The sequence below is a fragment of the Streptomyces sp. NPDC025638 genome (genome assembly GCF_055558775.1).
Genome location: NZ_JBVHLX010000046.1, coordinates 1 through 16,899 on the forward strand (window position 1 = coordinate 1; position 16,899 = coordinate 16,899).

Below are 16,899 nucleotides of genomic sequence, written 5' to 3' on the forward strand. Positions count from 1 at the left end.
GACCCCGTCTACGGCTACCAGGTCACCAACGTCGAGGCCTCCATGTCCTCCCCGTCCAGCCTCCTGCACTGGACCCGCCGCATGATCGAGATCCGCAAACAGAACCCCGCCTTCGGACTCGGCTCCTACACCGAACTCCAGTCCTCCAACCCCGCGGTCCTCGCCTTCCTGCGCGAGCACGAGGACGACCTGGTCCTGTGCGTGCACAACTTCTCCCGCTTCGCACAGCCGACCGAACTCGACCTGCGGGTCTACGACGGACGGCATCCCGTCGAGCTCATCGGCGGGGTCCGCTTCCCCGCCATCGGTGAACTGCCCTATCTGCTCACCCTCGCGGGCCACGGCTTCTACTGGTTCCGGCTCTCCCGAGTCGCATCCCGCATCGGCCGACGACGCTGAGCGCGCGGCACCGAGGAAAGGAGGCTTCACCATGACGAAGACCGTTTCCGTCCGGCCGAGGCACCGGACCGGTTCCGACCGGCCCAGGGCCTCACTGACCGGACTGCTGCGCGAATGGCTGCCCGGGCAGCGCTGGTTCGCGGGCAAGGACCGGCCCGTCACGGAGCTCTCCCTGCTGTCCATGACCGAGCTGTTCCCGGGCTGTCTGCACCTGCTGGTGCAGGCCGGACAGGGCGGGGTCCCCGCCCCCGTGGGCACGCCCTGGGCCGGCGACTGCTACCAGCTGCTGCTCGGTGTACAGAAGCATCCGGCACCGCGCCTGGGCCGGGCCTACATCGGCCGGCCCGACGAGGGTCCGCTGGCGGGTCTGGCGGTGTACGACGCCCTGCACGACCCGCGCTCGGCCGAACTGCTCCTGGAGCGGCTGCGGCAGCCCGGCACGGCGGGCCCGCTGCGCTTCGAGGCGGACCCGGCCGTACGGGTGTCCGGCGCACTCGCGCCACGTCTGCTGGACGCCGAGCAGTCCAACTCCTCGCTGGTGTACGGCGACGCGTACATCCTGAAGGTCTTCCGGCGCATCCAGCCCGGGGTCAACCCCGACCTGGAGGTGTCGGGGGCGCTGGCCGCACAGGGCTGCACGCGCGTGCCCGCGCCGGTGGCCTGGTTCCGGACCACACAGCCGTGGCCCGCGACTCTCGGCGTGCTCCAGCCCTTCCTGCCCGGCGCCGACGACGGCTGGACACTCGCCCTGCGCGCACTCGCCACGGGCGACGACTTCACCACCGCGGCGCACGAGCTGGGGCAAGCCACGGCCGAGGTGCACGTGGCGCTGGCCACGGCCTTCCCGTCGGACGTCCCGGGCGAGAAAGAGCGTACGGCGGAGGCGATGACGGCCCGGCTGGAGGCCGCCGTGCACTGCGTGCCCGCGCTGCGGCCGTTCGTCCCGGGGCTGCGCACCGCGTTCGGCGCGCTCGCCACCTGCGACACCGGGCCGCCCGCGCAGCGAATACACGGCGACCTGCACCTCGGGCAGGTGCTGCGGGCCGGCCCCGAGTGGTTCGTCATCGACTTCGAGGGCGAACCGTCCCGCCCGCTCACCGAGCGGCGCAGCTCCCAGTCCCCGCTGCGGGACATAGCCGGCATGCTGCGCTCCTTCGACTACGCGGCCCGGCAGCGCCGCCCCTGGCGCCCGGAGTGGGCCCGCCGCTGCCGGGAGGCGTTCTGCGCGGGCTATGCCGCCCGGGCCGGGTGGGATCCACGCAAGAAGCACGCCCTGCTGCGTGCCCACGAGACGGACAGGGCGGTGTACGAGGTGCTGTACGAGGCCCGGCACCGCCCGGACTGGCTTCCGGTTCCCATGGCCGCGATCGAGCGGCTCGCCGTACGGGGAGGCTGACCTCATGGCACTGCGCGACACTTCGCTCCCCGAGCACTCGGGCCCGCTCCCGCCCACGGCCGTACCGCTGGACCCCACGGACCGCGAGCGCCTGCTGTCGGGCTCCCACCACGATCCGCACGCCCTGCTGGGCGCCCACCCGGTCCCCGGCGGGACCGTGTTCCGGGCGCTGCGCCCGTTCGCCCGCGCGGTGAGCGTCGTGATCGACGGGACACGCAGCGGCCTCGTCTCCGAGGGGGACGGCCTCTTCGCCGCCGTACTGCCGTACGGCAGGGTTCCGTCGTACACCTTGCTGGTGGAGTACGAGGACGGCGAGCAGGAGGTGGACGACCCCTATCGTTTCCTCCCCGCTCTCGGCGAGCTCGATCTGCATCTGATCGGCGAGGGCCGGCACGAGCAGCTGTGGCAGGCGCTGGGCGCCGAGCCGATGACGCACCAGGGCGTGACCGGCACCCGCTTCACCGTGTGGGCGCCGAACGCCCAAGGGGTGCGGGTCGCCGGGGACTTCACCTGGTGGGACGGCACCCAGTACCCGATGCGTTCGCTCGGCTCGTCCGGTGTCTGGGAGCTGTTCCTGCCGGGCATCGGCGAGGGCACCCGGTACAAGTTCGAGATCACGTCGCGCTACGGCGACCGGTTCCTCAAGGCCGACCCGATGGCGCGGCGCACGGAGGTGCCGCCCGACACCGCTTCCGTCGTCACGGCCTCGCACTACGAGTGGGGCGACGCGGGGTGGATGGCGCACCGTGCGGACACGCCGGTGCACGAGGCACCGTTCTCGGTGTACGAGATCCACCTCCCTTCCTGGCGCCCCGGTCTGACCTACCGTCAGCTCGCCCATCAACTCCCGACGTACGTCAAGGACCTCGGCTTCACCCACGTCGAACTGATGCCGGTCGCCGAGCACCCCTTCGGCCCCTCCTGGGGCTACCAGGTCACGTCCTACTACGCGCCCACGTCCCGGCTGGGCACCCCGGACGACTTCAAGTACCTGGTCGACGCCCTCCACCGGGCCGGCATCGGCGTGATCATGGACTGGGTGCCCGCGCACTTCCCCAAGGACGACTGGGCGCTGGCGCGCTTCGACGGGGATCCGCTGTACGAGCCCGGGGACGCGCGGCGGGCCGAGCATCCGGACTGGGGGACGTACGAGTTCGACTTCGGGCGCATCGAGGTGCGCAACTTCCTGGTCGCCAACGCCGTGTACTGGTGCGAGGAGTTCCACATCGACGGGCTGCGCGTCGACGCGGTCGCCTCCATGCTCTACCTCGACTACTCGCGCGACTCCGGCCAGTGGACGCCCAATGTGTTCGGCGGGCGGGAGGACCTGGACGCGGTGGCGTTCCTGCAGGAGATGAACGCGACCGTGTACCGCCGGGCGCCGGGCGTGCTGACCATCGCCGAGGAGTCGACCGCGTGGGACGGGGTGACGCGGCCGACGGACAGCGGGGGTCTGGGCTTCGGGCTGAAGTGGAACATGGGGTGGATGCACGACTCGCTGGAGTACATGCAGCACGAGCCGGTGCACCGCAAGTTCCACCACAACGAGATGACCTTCTCGATGGTGTACGCCTACAGCGAGAACTACGTCCTGCCCATCTCCCACGACGAGGTCGTCCACGGCAAGCAGGCCCTGGTCTCCAAGATGCCGGGCGACTGGTGGCAGCGGCGCGCCAACCACCGTGCGTACCTGGGCTTCATGTGGGCCCACCCGGGCAAGCAACTGCTCTTCATGGGGCAGGAGTTCGCCCAGGGTGCCGAATGGTCCGAGGCCCACGGCCCCGAGTGGTGGCTGCTGGACCCGGCGTACGAGGCGGAGGCTGACCACCGCGGGGTGCAGGACCTGGTCCGCGACCTCAACGCCGGCTACCGCGCCCACCCCGCCCTGTGGCAGCGGGACACCGACCCGGCCGGCTTCCGCTGGGTCGTCGGCGACGCCGCGGACGACAACGTCTTCGCCTTCCTCAGGTTCGACGGGCGGGGAACGCCGTTGCTGGCCGTGTCCAACTTCTCCCCGGTCGTCCGCCACGACTACCGCCTCGGCGTGCCCGAGGACGTCGCCGCCTGGCAGGAGATCCTCAACACCGACAGCGCGCGCTACGGCGGCGGCGGCATCACCCACGGCGGACCGCTCGTGCCGGACGAGGGCGCGCTCCGGGTGACCCTGCCGCCCCTCGCCACGGTGTGGCTGGTCCCGCACCCGGTTCAGGAATGACCGAGGGGGGCAGTCGAGGGACGCGCGCACGCAGAGGGTGGCACGCGACGGACGGGCCGGCGCCCGCGGAGTCGGTGCTGCGCGACCTGGTGGAGCACATTGCGGGCCCGCTCGCCGACAACGGTGACAACGAGCGTGTGCGGGCGGCGTCCGAGGCGCCGCTGCGCCGGGGCAACGGCGCATCGGTGCAGCGCAAGGCGCTGGAGTGGACCGGGAGTCTGCGGGACGTCGTCACCGAGTGCGTGTGGCGCACACTGCCGGGAGGGTCGTGAGCGGGCGTCGTGCGGGACGCCCTCGGACACGTCTGGATCATCAGTCGGCGACGACTTGACCGTTCCAGGCGCCAAACGGCGCCGCCTCGGATACATTCGAGCACCGCCGACCACGGTACTGATCGGCAGTGTCACCCTCCGTACATCCCGGGAGCAGCGCATGCGCGACTTCGCCCTCGCTCCGGCGGCGGTTCCGGCCCTGACCGGCGGACTCGCCGACAGCGTCTTCGACAAGGCGGTCCGCAACCCCACGTTGCCAGTGCTCGCGCGCCGCCCGGACGGTGCGTCCGCCACCTGGGAGGAGGTGACGGCGGTCGAGCTGCGGGACGAAGTGGTCGATCTGGCCAAGGGGTTGGTGGCCTGCGGGATATCGCCGGGCCACCGGGTGGCCGTCATGTCCCGGACGCGGTACGAGTGGACGGTGCTCGCGCACGCCCTGTGGGCGGTCGGCGCGGAGGTCGTGCCGATCAATCCGGCGTCGTCCCGGGAGCAGGTCGAGTGGATCCTCCGGGACGCCGAGTGCGTGGCCGTCGTGGTGGAGGACGAGCAGGGCGTCATGACGATCGGCACCGTGTGCGCGGGCCTGCCGCAGCTGCGGCACGTCTGGCAGTTGGACTCGGGGGCGCTGGCCCATCTGACGGAGCGGGGCCGGTTCATCCCGCTGACCACGGTGGAGTCGCTGCGCCGGATCGTGCTGCCGGACTCGACGGCGGCCATCGCCTACACCTCGGGCACATCGGGCCGCCCGATGGGCTGCGCGCTGACCCATCGCAGCCTGGCGCATCCGTGCGACATCCTGTTCGCGGGCTGGGGGCACACGGGGGCGCCCCCGGGACAGCAGCCGTCCGTCCTGGCCTTCCTGCCCTTCTCGCACGTGTACGGGCTGATGATCCAGGTGATGTGCGTGCGCGGCGGGGTGCTGATGGGCCACGAGCCGGAGCTGACCGAGGAGGCACTGGCCTCGGCCCTGCGCACCTTCCGGCCGACGTACTTCTACGCCGTGCCGTCGCTGTTCGAGAAGCTCTACAAGACGTTCCTGCGCACCGCCCAGCAGTCGGGCCGCGGTGCCCTGTTCGAGCGGGCGGCGGAGACGGCGCGGGACTTCGCCGAGGCCGAGGAGCGCCGGCGCCTGGGCACGGGGTCGGGCCCCGGGTTCGACCTGCGGCTGCAACACGCCCTGTTCGAGCGGACGGTGTACCGAAGACTGCGTGGCGTGCTGGGCGGCCGGGTGGTCCGGGCCACCTCCGGCGGCTGCTCGCTCAACCGTGAACTGTCCCTGTTCTACGAGGGCATCGGCATCTATGTGAACGACGGCTACGGGCTCACCGAGGCCAGCGGCGGCATCACCATGCAGCCGCTGGGCCGGGAGAAGTCAGGGACCGTGGGGCACGCACTGCCGGGCACGGAGATCCGGATCGCCGACGACGGGGAGCTCCTGGTGCGCGGCCCGTCGGTGTTCCAGGGCTACGTCAACGACGAGCCGGCCACGCGGGCCGCGCTGCGCGGCGGCTGGCTGGCGACCGGGGACATCGGGCGGTTCGACTCCGAGGGCTATCTGACGATCACGGGCCGCAAGAAGGACGTCCTCGTCACCAGCAGCGGCAAGAGCGTGGCCCCGGCGCCGCTGGAGCAGCGGCTGCGGATGCATCCGCTCGTCCACCAGGCGGTGGTGGTCGGCGACGACCGGCCCTGTGTGGGGGCCCTGATCACCCTGGACCCGGAGTATCTGGCGCATTGGCGCACGGCCCTGGCGCTGCAGCCCGACACGCCCGGCCGGCAGACACGGGAGGACAACGCGCTGCGGGAGGAGATCGCGCGGGCCATCGCCGCGGCCAACAGCGCGGTGTCACGCTCCGAGTCCATCCGGGTGTACCGGGTGCTCCCCACGCCGTTCGACCCGGCCAACGGACTGCTGACACCCTCGCTGAAGCTGCGCCGGGACGCCATCGTGCGGCACTACGCGGCCGAGATCGACGCGATGTACCAGGTCCGGACCCGCGCCGCGCACCGGCCCGCGCTGGAGGAGCCGGCCGACTGGGACGACTCGGACGACGTGTTCCGGTGAGGAGCCGCCGTCCCTGGGAACTCGCATCGGTAGGACGGATGAGCACCGACAGCAGTCCTGCTCTCCCGGGACTGAGGAAGACAAGATGCCGATCGGGCCGCGCCGGGACGACACGCCGCCCGCCGAGGAGACGTTCGAGCGTACGTTCTCCTTCCCGGGCGATCTGCGGAACGTGACGGGTACACGACTCGCCGCGGAGGAGTTCCTCGGCGTCCTCGCACGCGAGTCGCCGCCGGCGACTCCGGAGTACTGGGACGACATCCTGCTGGTCGTCACGGAACTGGCCGCCAACGTCGTCCAGTACGCCCCGGGCCCCTTCGAGCTGCGGATGCGCCGCACGTTCGACGGCGTGCACATCACGATGCACGACACCAGCACCACCCGGCCCGAGCCGCGTCCGTTCCGGCCCAGCAGGGGCGGGGGCGGGATCGGCTGGCACCTCATTCACACGCTGTGCGAGCAGGTCAGCGTGGTCGTCACGGAGACCGGCAAGGACGTGCACGCCTTTCTTCCCTGGTGATGGATCTTTCTTCTCTGGTGGCGGAACGTTCCCGCACGGTCGTCGGTCAGCCCGGGCGATGCGCGACCACGCCGAACATCGTCACGGACATGTGCAGCGCGCCCCGCTCGGCGGCCTCGGCAAGACCGGTGTACGCGGTGTCGCACTGGGCCTCGGTCAGCAGTCCGCGGTGCACCGCGGACTTGCCCAGCATGCGGATGAGCGGCCAGGCGACGGACCGGTGGTCCTGGAGAAGGGCCTGGGAGCCGCGGTCGTCGACCACGAGTCCGGCCGCGGTCAGCTGACCGACGAGGCGGCGCCCCGAGTAGGGGTTGGCCGCGCTGGTGAGGGCGCCCGAGGTCAGTGCCCGCAGGATCTCCGGGTCGCCGGGGTGCAGGATGGTGGTCGCCCAGTCGGTGTCGAGCAGCGCCACACGGCCGCCCGGGCGCAGCACCCGGGCCATCTCGGCGACGGCCCGGTCCGGTTCGGCGAGATGCTGGAGCACGCGTTCGCACCACACGATGTCCACCGAGGCGTCGGGCAGGGGCAGCGCGAGGGCGTCGCCGTCCGTGAAGCGCGCCCCGCTGCCGCCCGCGCGTTCCTCGGCGACCGCGCGCAGCGCGGGGTGCGGTTCGACGCCGAGGGCCGAGCCCTGGGGGCCGACGGCGGCCGCCAGTTCCCGTGTCCATGAGCCGGTCCCGCAACCCACGTCCAGCGTCCGCTCGCCGTCCTCGGGCGCGAGCGCCTCGTGGGCCCAGGCGCGCAGTCGTCGTACTCCGGGGTTGGCGTCCTGGACGTCCAGGGCGCCGATCAGGTGGGCCGCCGCTTCGGGGTTCCGTGCGTCGATGTTCCGCGTCTGGAAGCCCGACCCGGGCCGTGTCTGCGCCATGCCGCGCACTCTACGGCGCGCGGGTCGCGGTCCAGGAGCCTTTTCCGGACGCCGGGTTCGAGCCCGCCGCGACCGGCACGCGCCCCGGCCCGGGAACCCTCGGACTGCCACAGGCACAGCAGTACGGCGCATCTCCGTGCGTCACACGGGTTGCTCGGGGCCGCGGGAGGCGCATGCTGGTGCCCACGCTTTCGTCTGCCTGCCGCACCCGAGTGGCACAACGGCTCGGCGCGCGGTGGGATCGATGTGGTGCAAACCAGCGATCCGGGGCAGGCGAACGGCGTCGAGTCGGACCGCCTGGAGCCGCAGAAAGGGATGAACAACGTGACACGACCCAGGATCCTGGTGGTTGGCGCAGGCTTCGCCGGTGTGGAGTGTGTTCGCCGCCTGGAACGGAAACTCGCCCCGGACGAGGCCGACGTCACCCTGGTGACGCCGTCCGCCTTCCAGCTCTATCTGCCCCTGCTGCCCCAGGTCGCCTCCGGCGTGCTCACGCCCCAGTCGATCGCCGTGTCGCTGCGCCGGAGCAAGAAGTACCGCACCCGGATCATCCCGGGCGGTGCCATCGGCGTGGACCTGAAGTCCAAGGTCTGCGTCGTCCGCACGATAACGGACGAGACCGTGAACGTGTCGTACGACTACATCGTGCTGGCGCCGGGCAGTGTCACCCGCACCTTCGACATCCCCGGCCTGACCGAGCACGCCTTCGGCATGAAGACCCTCGCGGAGGCCGCCTACATCCGCGACCACGTCATCTCCCAGCTGGACCTCGCCGATGCCAGTCACGACCCGGCCGAGCGCGCCTCGCGGCTGCAGTTCGTGGTGGTCGGCGGCGGTTATGCCGGCACCGAGACCGCCGCCTGTCTGCAGCGGCTGACGCACGCGGCCGTCAAGCGCTACCCGCGGCTGGACCCCGGCCTGTTCAAGTGGCATCTGATCGACATCGCGCCGAAGCTGATGCCCGAGCTGGGCGACAAGCTCGGCCGCAGCGCCCAGGAGATCCTGCGCCGCCGCGGCATCGACGTCTCGCTGGGCGTCTCCATCGCGAAGGCGGGCCCCGAGGAGGTCACCTTCACCGACGGCCGGGTGGTGCCCACCCGCACTCTGATCTGGACGGCCGGTGTGGTCGCCAGCCCGCTGATCGCCACGCTCGGCGCGGAGACCGTGCGGGGGCGGCTCGCGGTCGACACCCATATGTCGCTCCCGGGCCACGACGGCGTGTTCGCGCTCGGCGACGCCGCCGCCGTGCCGGACAGGGCCAAGGAGGAGGGCGCGATCTGCCCGCCCACCGCGCAACACGCCATGCGGCAGGGCAAGAGGGTCGCCGACAACGTCATCGCGACGCTGCGCAACCAGCCGCTGCGCCCGTACGAGCACCGGGACCTCGGGCTCGTCGTCGACCTCGGTGGCACGGACGCGGTGTCCAAGCCGCTGGGCATCGAACTGCGCGGCCTGCCCGCCCAGGTCGTCGCCCGCGGCTACCACTGGTCGGCGCTGCGCACCAATGTCGCCAAGACCCGCGTCATGACCAACTGGCTGCTCAACGCGGTCGCGGGCGACGATTTCGTGCGTACCGGGTTCCAGGCCCGCAAGGCCATGAGGCTCAAGGACTTCGAGCACACCAACGCCTATATGACGCCCGCACAGGTACGGGCGTATGTGGAGGGCAGCGGCGGCGACGGCCCGTCGGGCTGACCCGGGCACCCCGTCGGCCGCCGGCCGGCCGCGCTCCCGACCGGTGGCCGTCCCCGGTGGCCAGGGGCCGGACCGTGCCATGCTGGGTGCGGGATCACGACGTGACACGGGAGAGAGCGCGGCGGCGTGAGGACTGCGGGACGGTCGGTGCGGGCGGAGCTGCGGGACCGGCTCGCGGCGTCCGATCCCGGTCTGCTGCGGCTCGCGGCGGGTCTGCGGACGGTCCTCGCCATCACCCTGTCGCTGGCCGCTCTGGCCGTGGCGGGGGCCGACGTGACCCATCTGGTGGCCGCGGCCATGGCCGCGATGGTCGCCACCTTCGCCATTCGGGAGAAGCAGCGGGGCCGGCAGGCCGGCACGCTCGCCCTGGGGCTGCCGGTGGCCCTGGTCTCGGTGTCGCTGGGCGCGCTGCTCAGCGCGCACGTCGTGGCCGGCGACCTGTTCTTCGTCGCGCTCATCTTCTGCGCCGTCTACGGCCGCCGGTACGGGGACCGCGGTACGGCGCTCGGGCTGATCGGCTTCCAGATCTACTTCCTCTCGCTGTTCGTGCACGCGACCGTGCCGACGCTGCCGGGTCTGTACGGCGCGATCGTCGTGGCGTTCGTGTGCAGCGCCCTCGCCCGGTTCGTCCTCGTACGGCAGACGCCCGCGGGCACCCTCGACCGGCTGCGGCGGGCCTTCCGCGCCCGGCTCGCCCAACTCGTCGAGGCCCAGATCGAGTTGCTCGACGCCGGCCCGGAGGACGTGGACAAGGCCCTGGAGGTGGTCCGGGTCAGGACGGCCCGGCTGCACGAGACGGCCCTGTTGATCCAGGGCCGGCTGGAGGACGGGACCTCCGACGAGGCGGTGGCGCGGCTGCTCCAGCGCCGGATCGCGGACGCCGAGATCGTCGCCGAGCGGCTCGGGCTGATGCTGCTGACCGCGCGCAGCGCCGAGCGGGCGGACACGCTCACGCTGCATCTGCCGGGCGCGCCCCTCCCCTCCGGAGGTGAGCTGCCGGTGCGCGACGAGTGGGCCGCCGAACTGCGCCGCGCGCTGGAGGCGCTGCGGCTGCTGGTGCTGCGGCCCGTCGGTGAGGACACGGGGACCGGGCTCTCGCGGCTGCGGAACCGGCTGCTCGGCTACCGGGAGGAGGAGAACCTGCCCGATGCCCCGTCCGCCGTGCAGGACGTCTTCCGGGGCATCGGCGAGGCCGCGCGGGCGGTGCTGGGACTGCGGATCGCCCTCGACGGACCGCAGGACGAGTCCGCCGACACCCCCGCGACGGCCCGCTCGCGCGAGGAACTGGACGCGGAGGACGCCGCGATCGGCGGCGAGGAGGAGGACGAGCGGGAGGAGGAACAGCCCATCGGCCGGCTGCGGCCGACCACGCGGGCGGCCGTGCAGGTGGCGGTCGGATCGGCGCTCGCCATGGTGGGCGGCGAGCTGCTGTCCGGCAATCGCTGGTACTGGGCGGTGCTGACCTGCTGGATCGTGTTCATCAACACCGCGTCCACCGGGGAGATCCTGGTCAAGGGCTATCGCCGGGTACTCGGCACCGTGTTCGGCGTCGTCGCCGGCATCGGACTGGCGGGACTGGTCGGGCACCACACATGGACGGCGTTCGGGCTGGTGCTGCTGCTCATCTTCGCGATGTTCTACACGGCACCGCTCTCCTACACGCTGATGTCGTTCTTCGTGACGGCGATGCTGGGGCTGCTGTACACGCTGCTCAACACCTACAGCACGTCGGTCCTGGTGCTGCGCGTGGAGGAGACGGCGCTGGGCGCGGCGTGCGGGGTCTTCGCGGCGGCGGTGGTCCTGCCGGTGCACACCGACCGCCGTACGAACGAACTCCTGGCCGGCGTGCTGAACCGGCTGGCCGACGTCACCCGGGCCGCGGTCGACCAGTTGAGCGGCGGGCCACCGGCCGATCTGCTCGACCGGGCGCGCGAGCTGGACCAGGCGCTGGCCGATCTGCGCGCCTCCACCCAGCCGCTGACCCACCCCATCGCACCGCAGCGGTCGCGCCGGAACACGGCCCGCTATGTCGTGGCCCTCCTGGAGACCTGTGCGTACCACGCGCGTTCCCTGGCGGCCACCGCCGAACTGCTGCCCGCGTACCCCTCGATCGCCGCGGATCCCCGGCTGCGCGGGGTGGGGCAGCGGATCGTGCACAACATCGAGGCGATCGCCGGGCACATCACCGACCCGCACGCCGAGTCCAGGGTCGAGACCGGCCCCAGCATCGCCTCCCTGCTCAAGCCCGGCACCCTCGCGACCCCGCACTACGACCGCGTGACCGACCGGGTACTGCGCCATCTGCAACGCCTGGACGAAGCGGTGATGGGCCTGGCCCGCCCCCTCCGAGTCCCACTCGAACCTCGCAAGCCATGACGGGCGAGGGGGAACTCGTTCGCGGCGGCGCGTCAGGGCCTGTCCGGCGGATCATCCCGCAGACGCGGGGCCCGGCACGCCCATCTGCCGCGTTGTCGTCGGTTGCCGACGCTCCGCGTCGACGCCCTCCTCCGACTACCTCTCCGGGCGCCGCCAAACCCGTGAACGGTCCGATCGGGGCGTCGTTTCGGGGTATGGGGACGGTATGACCGACGTCGTGGATTCGAGCGAGCTGTTGCGGCGCATCCAGCGCGGACGGGACTGCGCGGCGGACGAGGAGCGGGTCTGGCGGTCCCGGGCGGAGAAGCTGAGCGCGTCCGACCCGGAAGGAGCCCGGGAGGCGTCCGCGCGGGCCTGGGCGTACGAGGCCGTGTTCCGTGTGCTGGACGAGATCGCCGTGCCGGGGCGGCACGGCGACGGGAAGAAGTGAAACCGGTCACGTGACCCGCTCTCAGGTACGCGGAGCCACCGTAGATGGTTTACCTTTCATACATACGTGGCCTCGGAGTCGACCGCGACTGTCCTCCCTGTGTCACCGCTTACGGCCCTGGCTGGCTTCCCCCGTCCAGCCAGGGCTTTTTAACGCCCCGAGGACCGAATCCAGAGGTTCTCCACTCCGCCGAGGTGCTCAGCGCGGCGGCAGCGGCTGAAATGGGTGCAGGGAAAACACCGGAAACCCCCGCCGGCGAGGAGCCCTGCGCGATGACCAAAGCGATAAAACTGCTGACCGCCCTTCCGCAAGTGCAGCGCGAGCGTCTGATGGAGCTGGCACAGGAGGTCTCCTTCCCGGAGGACACCCGGATCTTCGAGGCGGGTGGCACCGCCGACCGCTTCTGGGTGATCCGCTCGGGCGCGGTCAACCTCGATCAGGAGGTGACCTCCCACCAACGCGTGACCGTGGCCACCCTCGGCGCCGGCGACCTCCTCGGCTGGTCGTGGCTGTTCCCGCCGTACCAGTGGGACTTCGGCGCGGTGGCCTTCAGTCCGGTGCGCGCCTACGAGTTCGATGCGGCGGCGGTACTGGGCCTGTCCGTGGAGGACCCGTTGCTCGGGCTGTCGCTGGTGCGGACCGTCGCCGAGATCCTCGCCCACCGGCTGGAGATGACCCGCGGCAAGCTTATGGACCAGTACACGCTGCGCCGCCGCGGGCCGCTGTAGGGCCTCAGACGCGGTAGCGGCGCAGTGCCGGCACGGCGGCGGCCAGGCCCAGCATGACGACGACGACCAGCAGGCCGCCGCCCGCGACGGCGGCCCGCGGGCCGAAGGCCGAGCCCGCCGTGCCGTGCAGCACGTCGGCCAGGCGCGGGCCGCCCGCCACGACGACCGTGAACACGCCCTGCATACGGCCGCGCATCTCGTCGGTGGCCGCGGACAGCAGGATCGCCCCGCGGAAGACCATGGAGACCATGTCGGCGACTCCGGCGGCGGCCAGGAACGCCAGGGCGACCCACAGGTTCCGGCTCAGCCCGAACCCGGCGACGGCCACGCCCCAGCCGACCACCGAGCCGATCACCATCCAGCCGTGCCGCCCCGTCCGGGAGAACGTGCCGGAGAACAGTCCGCCGATCACGGCGCCCACGGGGATCCCGGCGAACAGCACACCGAGCGCGAGCCCCTCGCCGTACGACGCGTACGTCTCGGCGGCCAGCTGCGGGAACAGGGCGCGGGGCATGCCGAGGACCATGGCGACGATGTCGGCGAGGAAGGAGAGCAGCAGCACCTTGTGCAGCGAGATGTAGCGCAAGCCCGCCGCGATCTCCCGCCATCCGGCGCGCCGGGCGACCGCCTGCCCCAGCGGCGGCAGCGCGGGGAGCCGTGCGACGGCCCAGACCGTGACGCACAGCGCCAGGGCGTCGATCAGATACAGCTCGGGCAGGCCGATGACCGGGATCAGCGCACCGGCCAGCAGGGGCCCGGCCACCAGCCCGGTCTGCATGACGGTCGAGCCGAGGGCGCCCGCGGCGGGCAGTTCGTGCGCGGGCACCAGCCGGGCGATGGAGGCGTTGCGGGCCGGTGAGTTGAGGCCGAAGAACGCCTGCTGCATCGCGAGCAGGACCATCAGCGCGACGACCGAGTCCAGCCCGGTCACCGCCTGCGCCCAGAACAGCAGCGAGGTCACGGCTATCCCGCTGTTGGTGACCAGCAGCAGCTTGCGGCGGTCCACGGTGTCGGCGACCGCCCCGCCCCACAGCGCGAACACCACCATCGGCACGAGACCGGCGAGGGAAGCGTAGCCGACCCAGGCCGAGGAGTGCGTGATGTCGTAGATCTGCTTGGGTACGGCGACGGCGGTGAGCTGGCTGCCGACGGCGGTGACGATGGTCGAGGACCACAGCCGGCGGTAGGCGGGGCGGCGCAGGGGGCGGGTGTCCATCGCCCAGCGGCGCCAGCCGTGCCGGGGCGGGGCCGGCACCGCGGGCGTGTCGGACTGCGCTTCGGCGCCGCTGCCTGTGCTCTCGCTCGTGTCCACGGGCTTCCCGTTGCTCGCTGTGGTTGCTCACTACATCTTTCGATTGCGAGCCTCACTATCGCAGCAACTCCCGCGCCTGCCGAACCGCTCCGCCTCACGATCCGGCGGCGCACGACCCCTGTCTCACGATCCGGCGACGAGCACCGCGCCGAGACCGAGCATCGTCGCGGCGACCAGACCGTCCAGGACGCGCCAGGCCGACGGGCTGGCGAGGAAGCGGCCGAGCAGCCGGGCGCCGAAGCCCAGGGCGGCGAACCAGCACAGGCTGGCGAGCGCCGCGCCGAGGCCGAAGGTCCAGCGCAGGGCGCCCCGGTCGGCGGCGAGGGAGCCGAGCAGGAACACGGTGTCCAGGTAGACGTGCGGATTGAGCCAGGTCATCGCCAGACAGGTGAGCACCGCCCGCCTGCGGGAGCCCGCCGCCTCGCCCTGCGCCCTCAGTCCGGTCCCGGGCTTGAGGACACGGCGGGCGGCGAGGGCGCCGTAGCAGAGCAGGAAGGCGCCGCCGATCAGCCCGACCGCGGTCAGCGCCCCCGGCCACGCCACCACGACGGCGCCGACGCCGCCGACGCCCAGCGCGATGAGCAGGGCGTCGGACAGGGCGCAGATCCCGACGACGGCGAGGACCGCGTCACGGCGTACCCCCTGGCGCAGGACGAAGGCGTTCTGGGCGCCGATGGCGACGATGAGGGTGAGGCCGGTGCCGAATCCGGCGGCCGCGGCGGTCAAGGCGTTGGACATGCCCTTGACGCTAGGCAGGGGATCACCGCGCGTACAGCTAAAGGTTTTTACGTACCATTAGCGCTCATCATGACGAAGTGAGGGCGCACATGATGTCGGAGCTCCCCCTCGACCAGGTGCGGACGCTGCTGGCGGTGGTGGACGAGGGCACGTTCGACGCGGCGGCCGCCGCGCTGCATGTGACGCCGTCGGCGGTCAGTCAGCGGGTGAAGGCGCTGGAGCAGCGCACGGGCCGGGTGCTGCTCCGGCGCACGAAACCGGTGCGGCCGACGGAATCCGGGGAGGTGCTGGTGCGGTTCGCCCGGCAGCTGGCCCGGCTGGAGCGGGACGCGCGCGGCGAACTCGGTATGAGCGGTGCCGGGGAGCCGACGCGGGTGTCGGTCGCGGTGAACGCGGACTCGCTGGCGACCTGGTTCCTCGGGGCGCTGACACTCCTGCCGCAGGAGCCGCGGCTCTGTTTCGAGCTGCGCCGCGAGGACGAGGACCACACGGCGGCGCTGCTGCGCGAGGGGCTGGTGATGGCGGCGGTCACCTCGTCGCCCGACCCCGTTCCGGGCTGCTCGGTGCGTGCCCTGGGCCGGATGCGCTACCTCCCGGTGGCGAGCCCGGCCTTCGCCGCGGCGCATCTGGGCGGGCCGTTGCGGGACGCGCTCGCCGGGGCGCCGGTGGTGGTCTTCGACCGGCGGGACGACTTCCAGGACGGCTTCGTGCGCACGCTGTCGCAGGGCCGGGCAGCGGCGAGCGCGCTGCGGCACTACGTCCCGACGTCGGAGGGCTTCGCGCAGGCCGTGGCCGCGGGCCTCGGCTGGGGCATGGTGCCCGAGGCCCAGGCCGATCCGCTGCTGCGCACCGGCCGCCTCGTCCGTCTCGCGCCGCGGCGGTCGGTCGACGTCCCGCTGTTCTGGCAGCAGTGGAAGCTCGACTCCCCCGCGCTGGCGGCGCTGGCCGAGGCGGTGGTGGCCACGGCGGCGCAGACACTGCACGGGTAGCCACCGCACGACGAACCGGGCTTCGTCGGCTAGCGGCTCCCCGTCTCGGCCGGCTCCGGTCCCGTACCGGCCGCCAGGGTGTCGGCCGCGCTGTCCAGGAGCATGTCCAGGGCGGTCGGATAGGCGCTGGTGGGCATGCGGGCGGCGAGGAGCGGGGCCGCCTCGGCGATGCGGGGGTGGGTGGCGCGCGGCAGGCGGGCGTAGGTCGAGTTCCACTTGTCGTCGTCGGCGCGCTGGGAGGCGCTCGGCAGGGCCAGGGACGCGGCGTCCAGGGCGGCGAAGGCCAGCGTCTGGTCGATGAAGGCGTGGTAGACGCGCACCGTCTCCGGCAGCGGGAAGCCGGCCGTGCGCAGCACGTCCAGGACGGCCTCGTCGGCGGCCAGTTCGTGCGCGCGGCCGGTGACCCGGTTCGCGGTGAGCAGGGCCGCCTGCGGGTGCGCGACATACGCCGAGTGGATGCGCAGCCCGATCGCCCGCAGGTCCGCCCGCCACTGCCCCGTGGGCTCCCAGCCGCGCAGCGCCTGCCCGATGAGCGCGTCGCCGATGGCCAGGGTCAGGTCGTCCATGCCACGGAAGTAGCGGTACAGCGTGCTGGGGTCGCAGTCGAGGGCCAGGCCCAGACGGCGCGCGGTGAGCCCCGCGCTGCCGTGTTCGCGCAGCATGCGCAGCGCGGTCTCGACGATCAGCCGCTCGGACAGCACGGTGCCGCTCCTGGTCGGCCGGCGCCGCCGCCGCTTCTCCTCGGGCACCACCGGTTTCGGCATGCTCCACCCTCCCGTGCGCGCTCTTATGCCAACGCCATGACTCTGCTGGTGATGTTGGTAAGTCGCTGACGGCTGGCGGTGTGCGGTGCTTGGCTGGGAGTGTGCGGGGGTGGCGTCGTCGGTGGAGGTGGT

15 protein-coding genes are annotated in these 16,899 nt (G+C 72.3%); 11 read left to right on the top strand and 4 right to left on the bottom strand.

Annotated features, from left to right (window positions below):
- From ACZ4EG_RS45810 to ACZ4EG_RS45835, 6 genes are all read left to right on the top strand, one after another.
- Nucleotides 1-399: alpha-glucosidase C-terminal domain-containing protein (locus tag ACZ4EG_RS45810; RefSeq protein ID WP_467794946.1), on the top strand; the 399-nt coding region annotated here is incomplete at its 5' end.
- Between the two features lie 31 nt (nucleotides 400-430).
- Nucleotides 431-1,795 carry a maltokinase N-terminal cap-like domain-containing protein gene (locus tag ACZ4EG_RS45815; protein WP_467794947.1) on the top strand — a complete coding sequence of 455 codons (1,365 nt, stop codon included), beginning with the start codon at nucleotides 431-433 and terminating at the stop codon, nucleotides 1,793-1,795.
- Nucleotides 1,796-1,799: 4 nt separating this feature from the next.
- Nucleotides 1,800-4,010, top strand: coding sequence for a 1,4-alpha-glucan branching enzyme (gene glgB / locus ACZ4EG_RS45820; RefSeq protein WP_467794948.1), 2,211 nt, complete (start codon nucleotides 1,800-1,802; stop codon nucleotides 4,008-4,010).
- A 74-nt stretch (nucleotides 4,011-4,084) separates the two neighbouring features.
- Nucleotides 4,085-4,282 (top strand): hypothetical protein, encoded by a 198-nt coding sequence (locus ACZ4EG_RS45825; protein ID WP_467794949.1) that lies wholly within the window; start codon nucleotides 4,085-4,087, stop codon nucleotides 4,280-4,282.
- Between the two features lie 160 nt (nucleotides 4,283-4,442).
- Entirely contained in the window at nucleotides 4,443-6,347 is a 1,905-nt protein-coding gene (locus tag ACZ4EG_RS45830) for an AMP-dependent synthetase/ligase (protein WP_467794950.1), read from the top strand.
- 85 nt (nucleotides 6,348-6,432) lie between these two features.
- Complete coding sequence (locus tag ACZ4EG_RS45835) at nucleotides 6,433-6,867, top strand: ATP-binding protein (RefSeq protein ID WP_467794951.1); 435 nt, start codon at nucleotides 6,433-6,435, stop codon at nucleotides 6,865-6,867.
- 46 nt (nucleotides 6,868-6,913) lie between these two features.
- Here ACZ4EG_RS45835 and ACZ4EG_RS45840 read toward each other — a convergent pair whose 3' ends face one another.
- Nucleotides 6,914-7,735 (bottom strand): methyltransferase domain-containing protein, encoded by an 822-nt coding sequence (locus ACZ4EG_RS45840; RefSeq protein ID WP_467794952.1) that lies wholly within the window; start codon nucleotides 7,733-7,735, stop codon nucleotides 6,914-6,916.
- 315 nt (nucleotides 7,736-8,050) lie between these two features.
- Here ACZ4EG_RS45840 and ACZ4EG_RS45845 point away from each other — a divergent pair, with 315 nt between their 5' ends.
- From ACZ4EG_RS45845 to ACZ4EG_RS45860, 4 genes are all read left to right on the top strand, one after another.
- Nucleotides 8,051-9,430 (top strand): NAD(P)/FAD-dependent oxidoreductase, encoded by a 1,380-nt coding sequence (locus tag ACZ4EG_RS45845; RefSeq protein ID WP_467794958.1) that lies wholly within the window; start codon nucleotides 8,051-8,053, stop codon nucleotides 9,428-9,430.
- Between the two features lie 126 nt (nucleotides 9,431-9,556).
- Nucleotides 9,557-11,806 (top strand): FUSC family protein, encoded by a 2,250-nt coding sequence (locus ACZ4EG_RS45850; protein ID WP_467794953.1) that lies wholly within the window; start codon nucleotides 9,557-9,559, stop codon nucleotides 11,804-11,806.
- A gap of 205 nt (nucleotides 11,807-12,011) precedes the next feature.
- Nucleotides 12,012-12,236: a hypothetical protein gene (locus ACZ4EG_RS45855; RefSeq protein WP_467794954.1), complete on the top strand. Its 225-nt coding sequence runs from the start codon at nucleotides 12,012-12,014 to the stop codon at nucleotides 12,234-12,236.
- 272 nt (nucleotides 12,237-12,508) lie between these two features.
- Entirely contained in the window at nucleotides 12,509-12,964 is a 456-nt protein-coding gene (locus ACZ4EG_RS45860; protein WP_390710808.1) for a cyclic nucleotide-binding domain-containing protein, read from the top strand.
- 4 nt (nucleotides 12,965-12,968) lie between these two features.
- Here the strand turns inward: ACZ4EG_RS45860 and ACZ4EG_RS45865 are convergent, their stop codons facing one another.
- Nucleotides 12,969-14,276 (bottom strand): MFS transporter, encoded by a 1,308-nt coding sequence (locus ACZ4EG_RS45865; protein ID WP_467794955.1) that lies wholly within the window; start codon nucleotides 14,274-14,276, stop codon nucleotides 12,969-12,971.
- Between the two features lie 123 nt (nucleotides 14,277-14,399).
- The gene (locus tag ACZ4EG_RS45870; RefSeq protein ID WP_467794956.1) at nucleotides 14,400-15,014 is read right to left on the bottom strand and encodes a LysE/ArgO family amino acid transporter; all 615 of its coding nucleotides are present in this window, start codon (nucleotides 15,012-15,014) and stop codon (nucleotides 14,400-14,402) included.
- A gap of 89 nt (nucleotides 15,015-15,103) precedes the next feature.
- Here ACZ4EG_RS45870 and ACZ4EG_RS45875 point away from each other — a divergent pair, with 89 nt between their 5' ends.
- Nucleotides 15,104-16,003, top strand: a complete 900-nt coding sequence (locus tag ACZ4EG_RS45875) for a LysR family transcriptional regulator ArgP (protein ID WP_453550165.1) — start codon at nucleotides 15,104-15,106, stop codon at nucleotides 16,001-16,003.
- A 29-nt stretch (nucleotides 16,004-16,032) separates the two neighbouring features.
- Here ACZ4EG_RS45875 and ACZ4EG_RS45880 read toward each other — a convergent pair whose 3' ends face one another.
- Nucleotides 16,033-16,767, bottom strand: a complete 735-nt coding sequence (locus tag ACZ4EG_RS45880) for a TetR/AcrR family transcriptional regulator (protein ID WP_467794957.1) — start codon at nucleotides 16,765-16,767, stop codon at nucleotides 16,033-16,035.
- Nucleotides 16,768-16,899 lie beyond the last annotated feature (132 nt).

Coding starts and splice junctions, on each gene's coding strand:
- ACZ4EG_RS45815 (WP_467794947.1), top strand. CDS start 431: ATGACGAAGACCGTTTCCGTCCGGCCGAGGCACCGGACCGGTTCCGAC.
- glgB (WP_467794948.1), top strand. CDS start 1,800: ATGGCACTGCGCGACACTTCGCTCCCCGAGCACTCGGGCCCGCTCCCG.
- ACZ4EG_RS45830 (WP_467794950.1), top strand. CDS start 4,443: ATGCGCGACTTCGCCCTCGCTCCGGCGGCGGTTCCGGCCCTGACCGGC.
- ACZ4EG_RS45835 (WP_467794951.1), top strand. CDS start 6,433: ATGCCGATCGGGCCGCGCCGGGACGACACGCCGCCCGCCGAGGAGACG.
- ACZ4EG_RS45840 (WP_467794952.1), bottom strand. CDS start 7,735: ATGGCGCAGACACGGCCCGGGTCGGGCTTCCAGACGCGGAACATCGAC.
- ACZ4EG_RS45845 (WP_467794958.1), top strand. CDS start 8,051: ATGAACAACGTGACACGACCCAGGATCCTGGTGGTTGGCGCAGGCTTC.
- ACZ4EG_RS45855 (WP_467794954.1), top strand. CDS start 12,012: ATGACCGACGTCGTGGATTCGAGCGAGCTGTTGCGGCGCATCCAGCGC.
- ACZ4EG_RS45860 (WP_390710808.1), top strand. CDS start 12,509: ATGACCAAAGCGATAAAACTGCTGACCGCCCTTCCGCAAGTGCAGCGC.
- ACZ4EG_RS45870 (WP_467794956.1), bottom strand. CDS start 15,014: ATGTCCAACGCCTTGACCGCCGCGGCCGCCGGATTCGGCACCGGCCTC.
- ACZ4EG_RS45875 (WP_453550165.1), top strand. CDS start 15,104: ATGATGTCGGAGCTCCCCCTCGACCAGGTGCGGACGCTGCTGGCGGTG.
- ACZ4EG_RS45880 (WP_467794957.1), bottom strand. CDS start 16,767: ATGCCGAAACCGGTGGTGCCCGAGGAGAAGCGGCGGCGGCGCCGGCCG.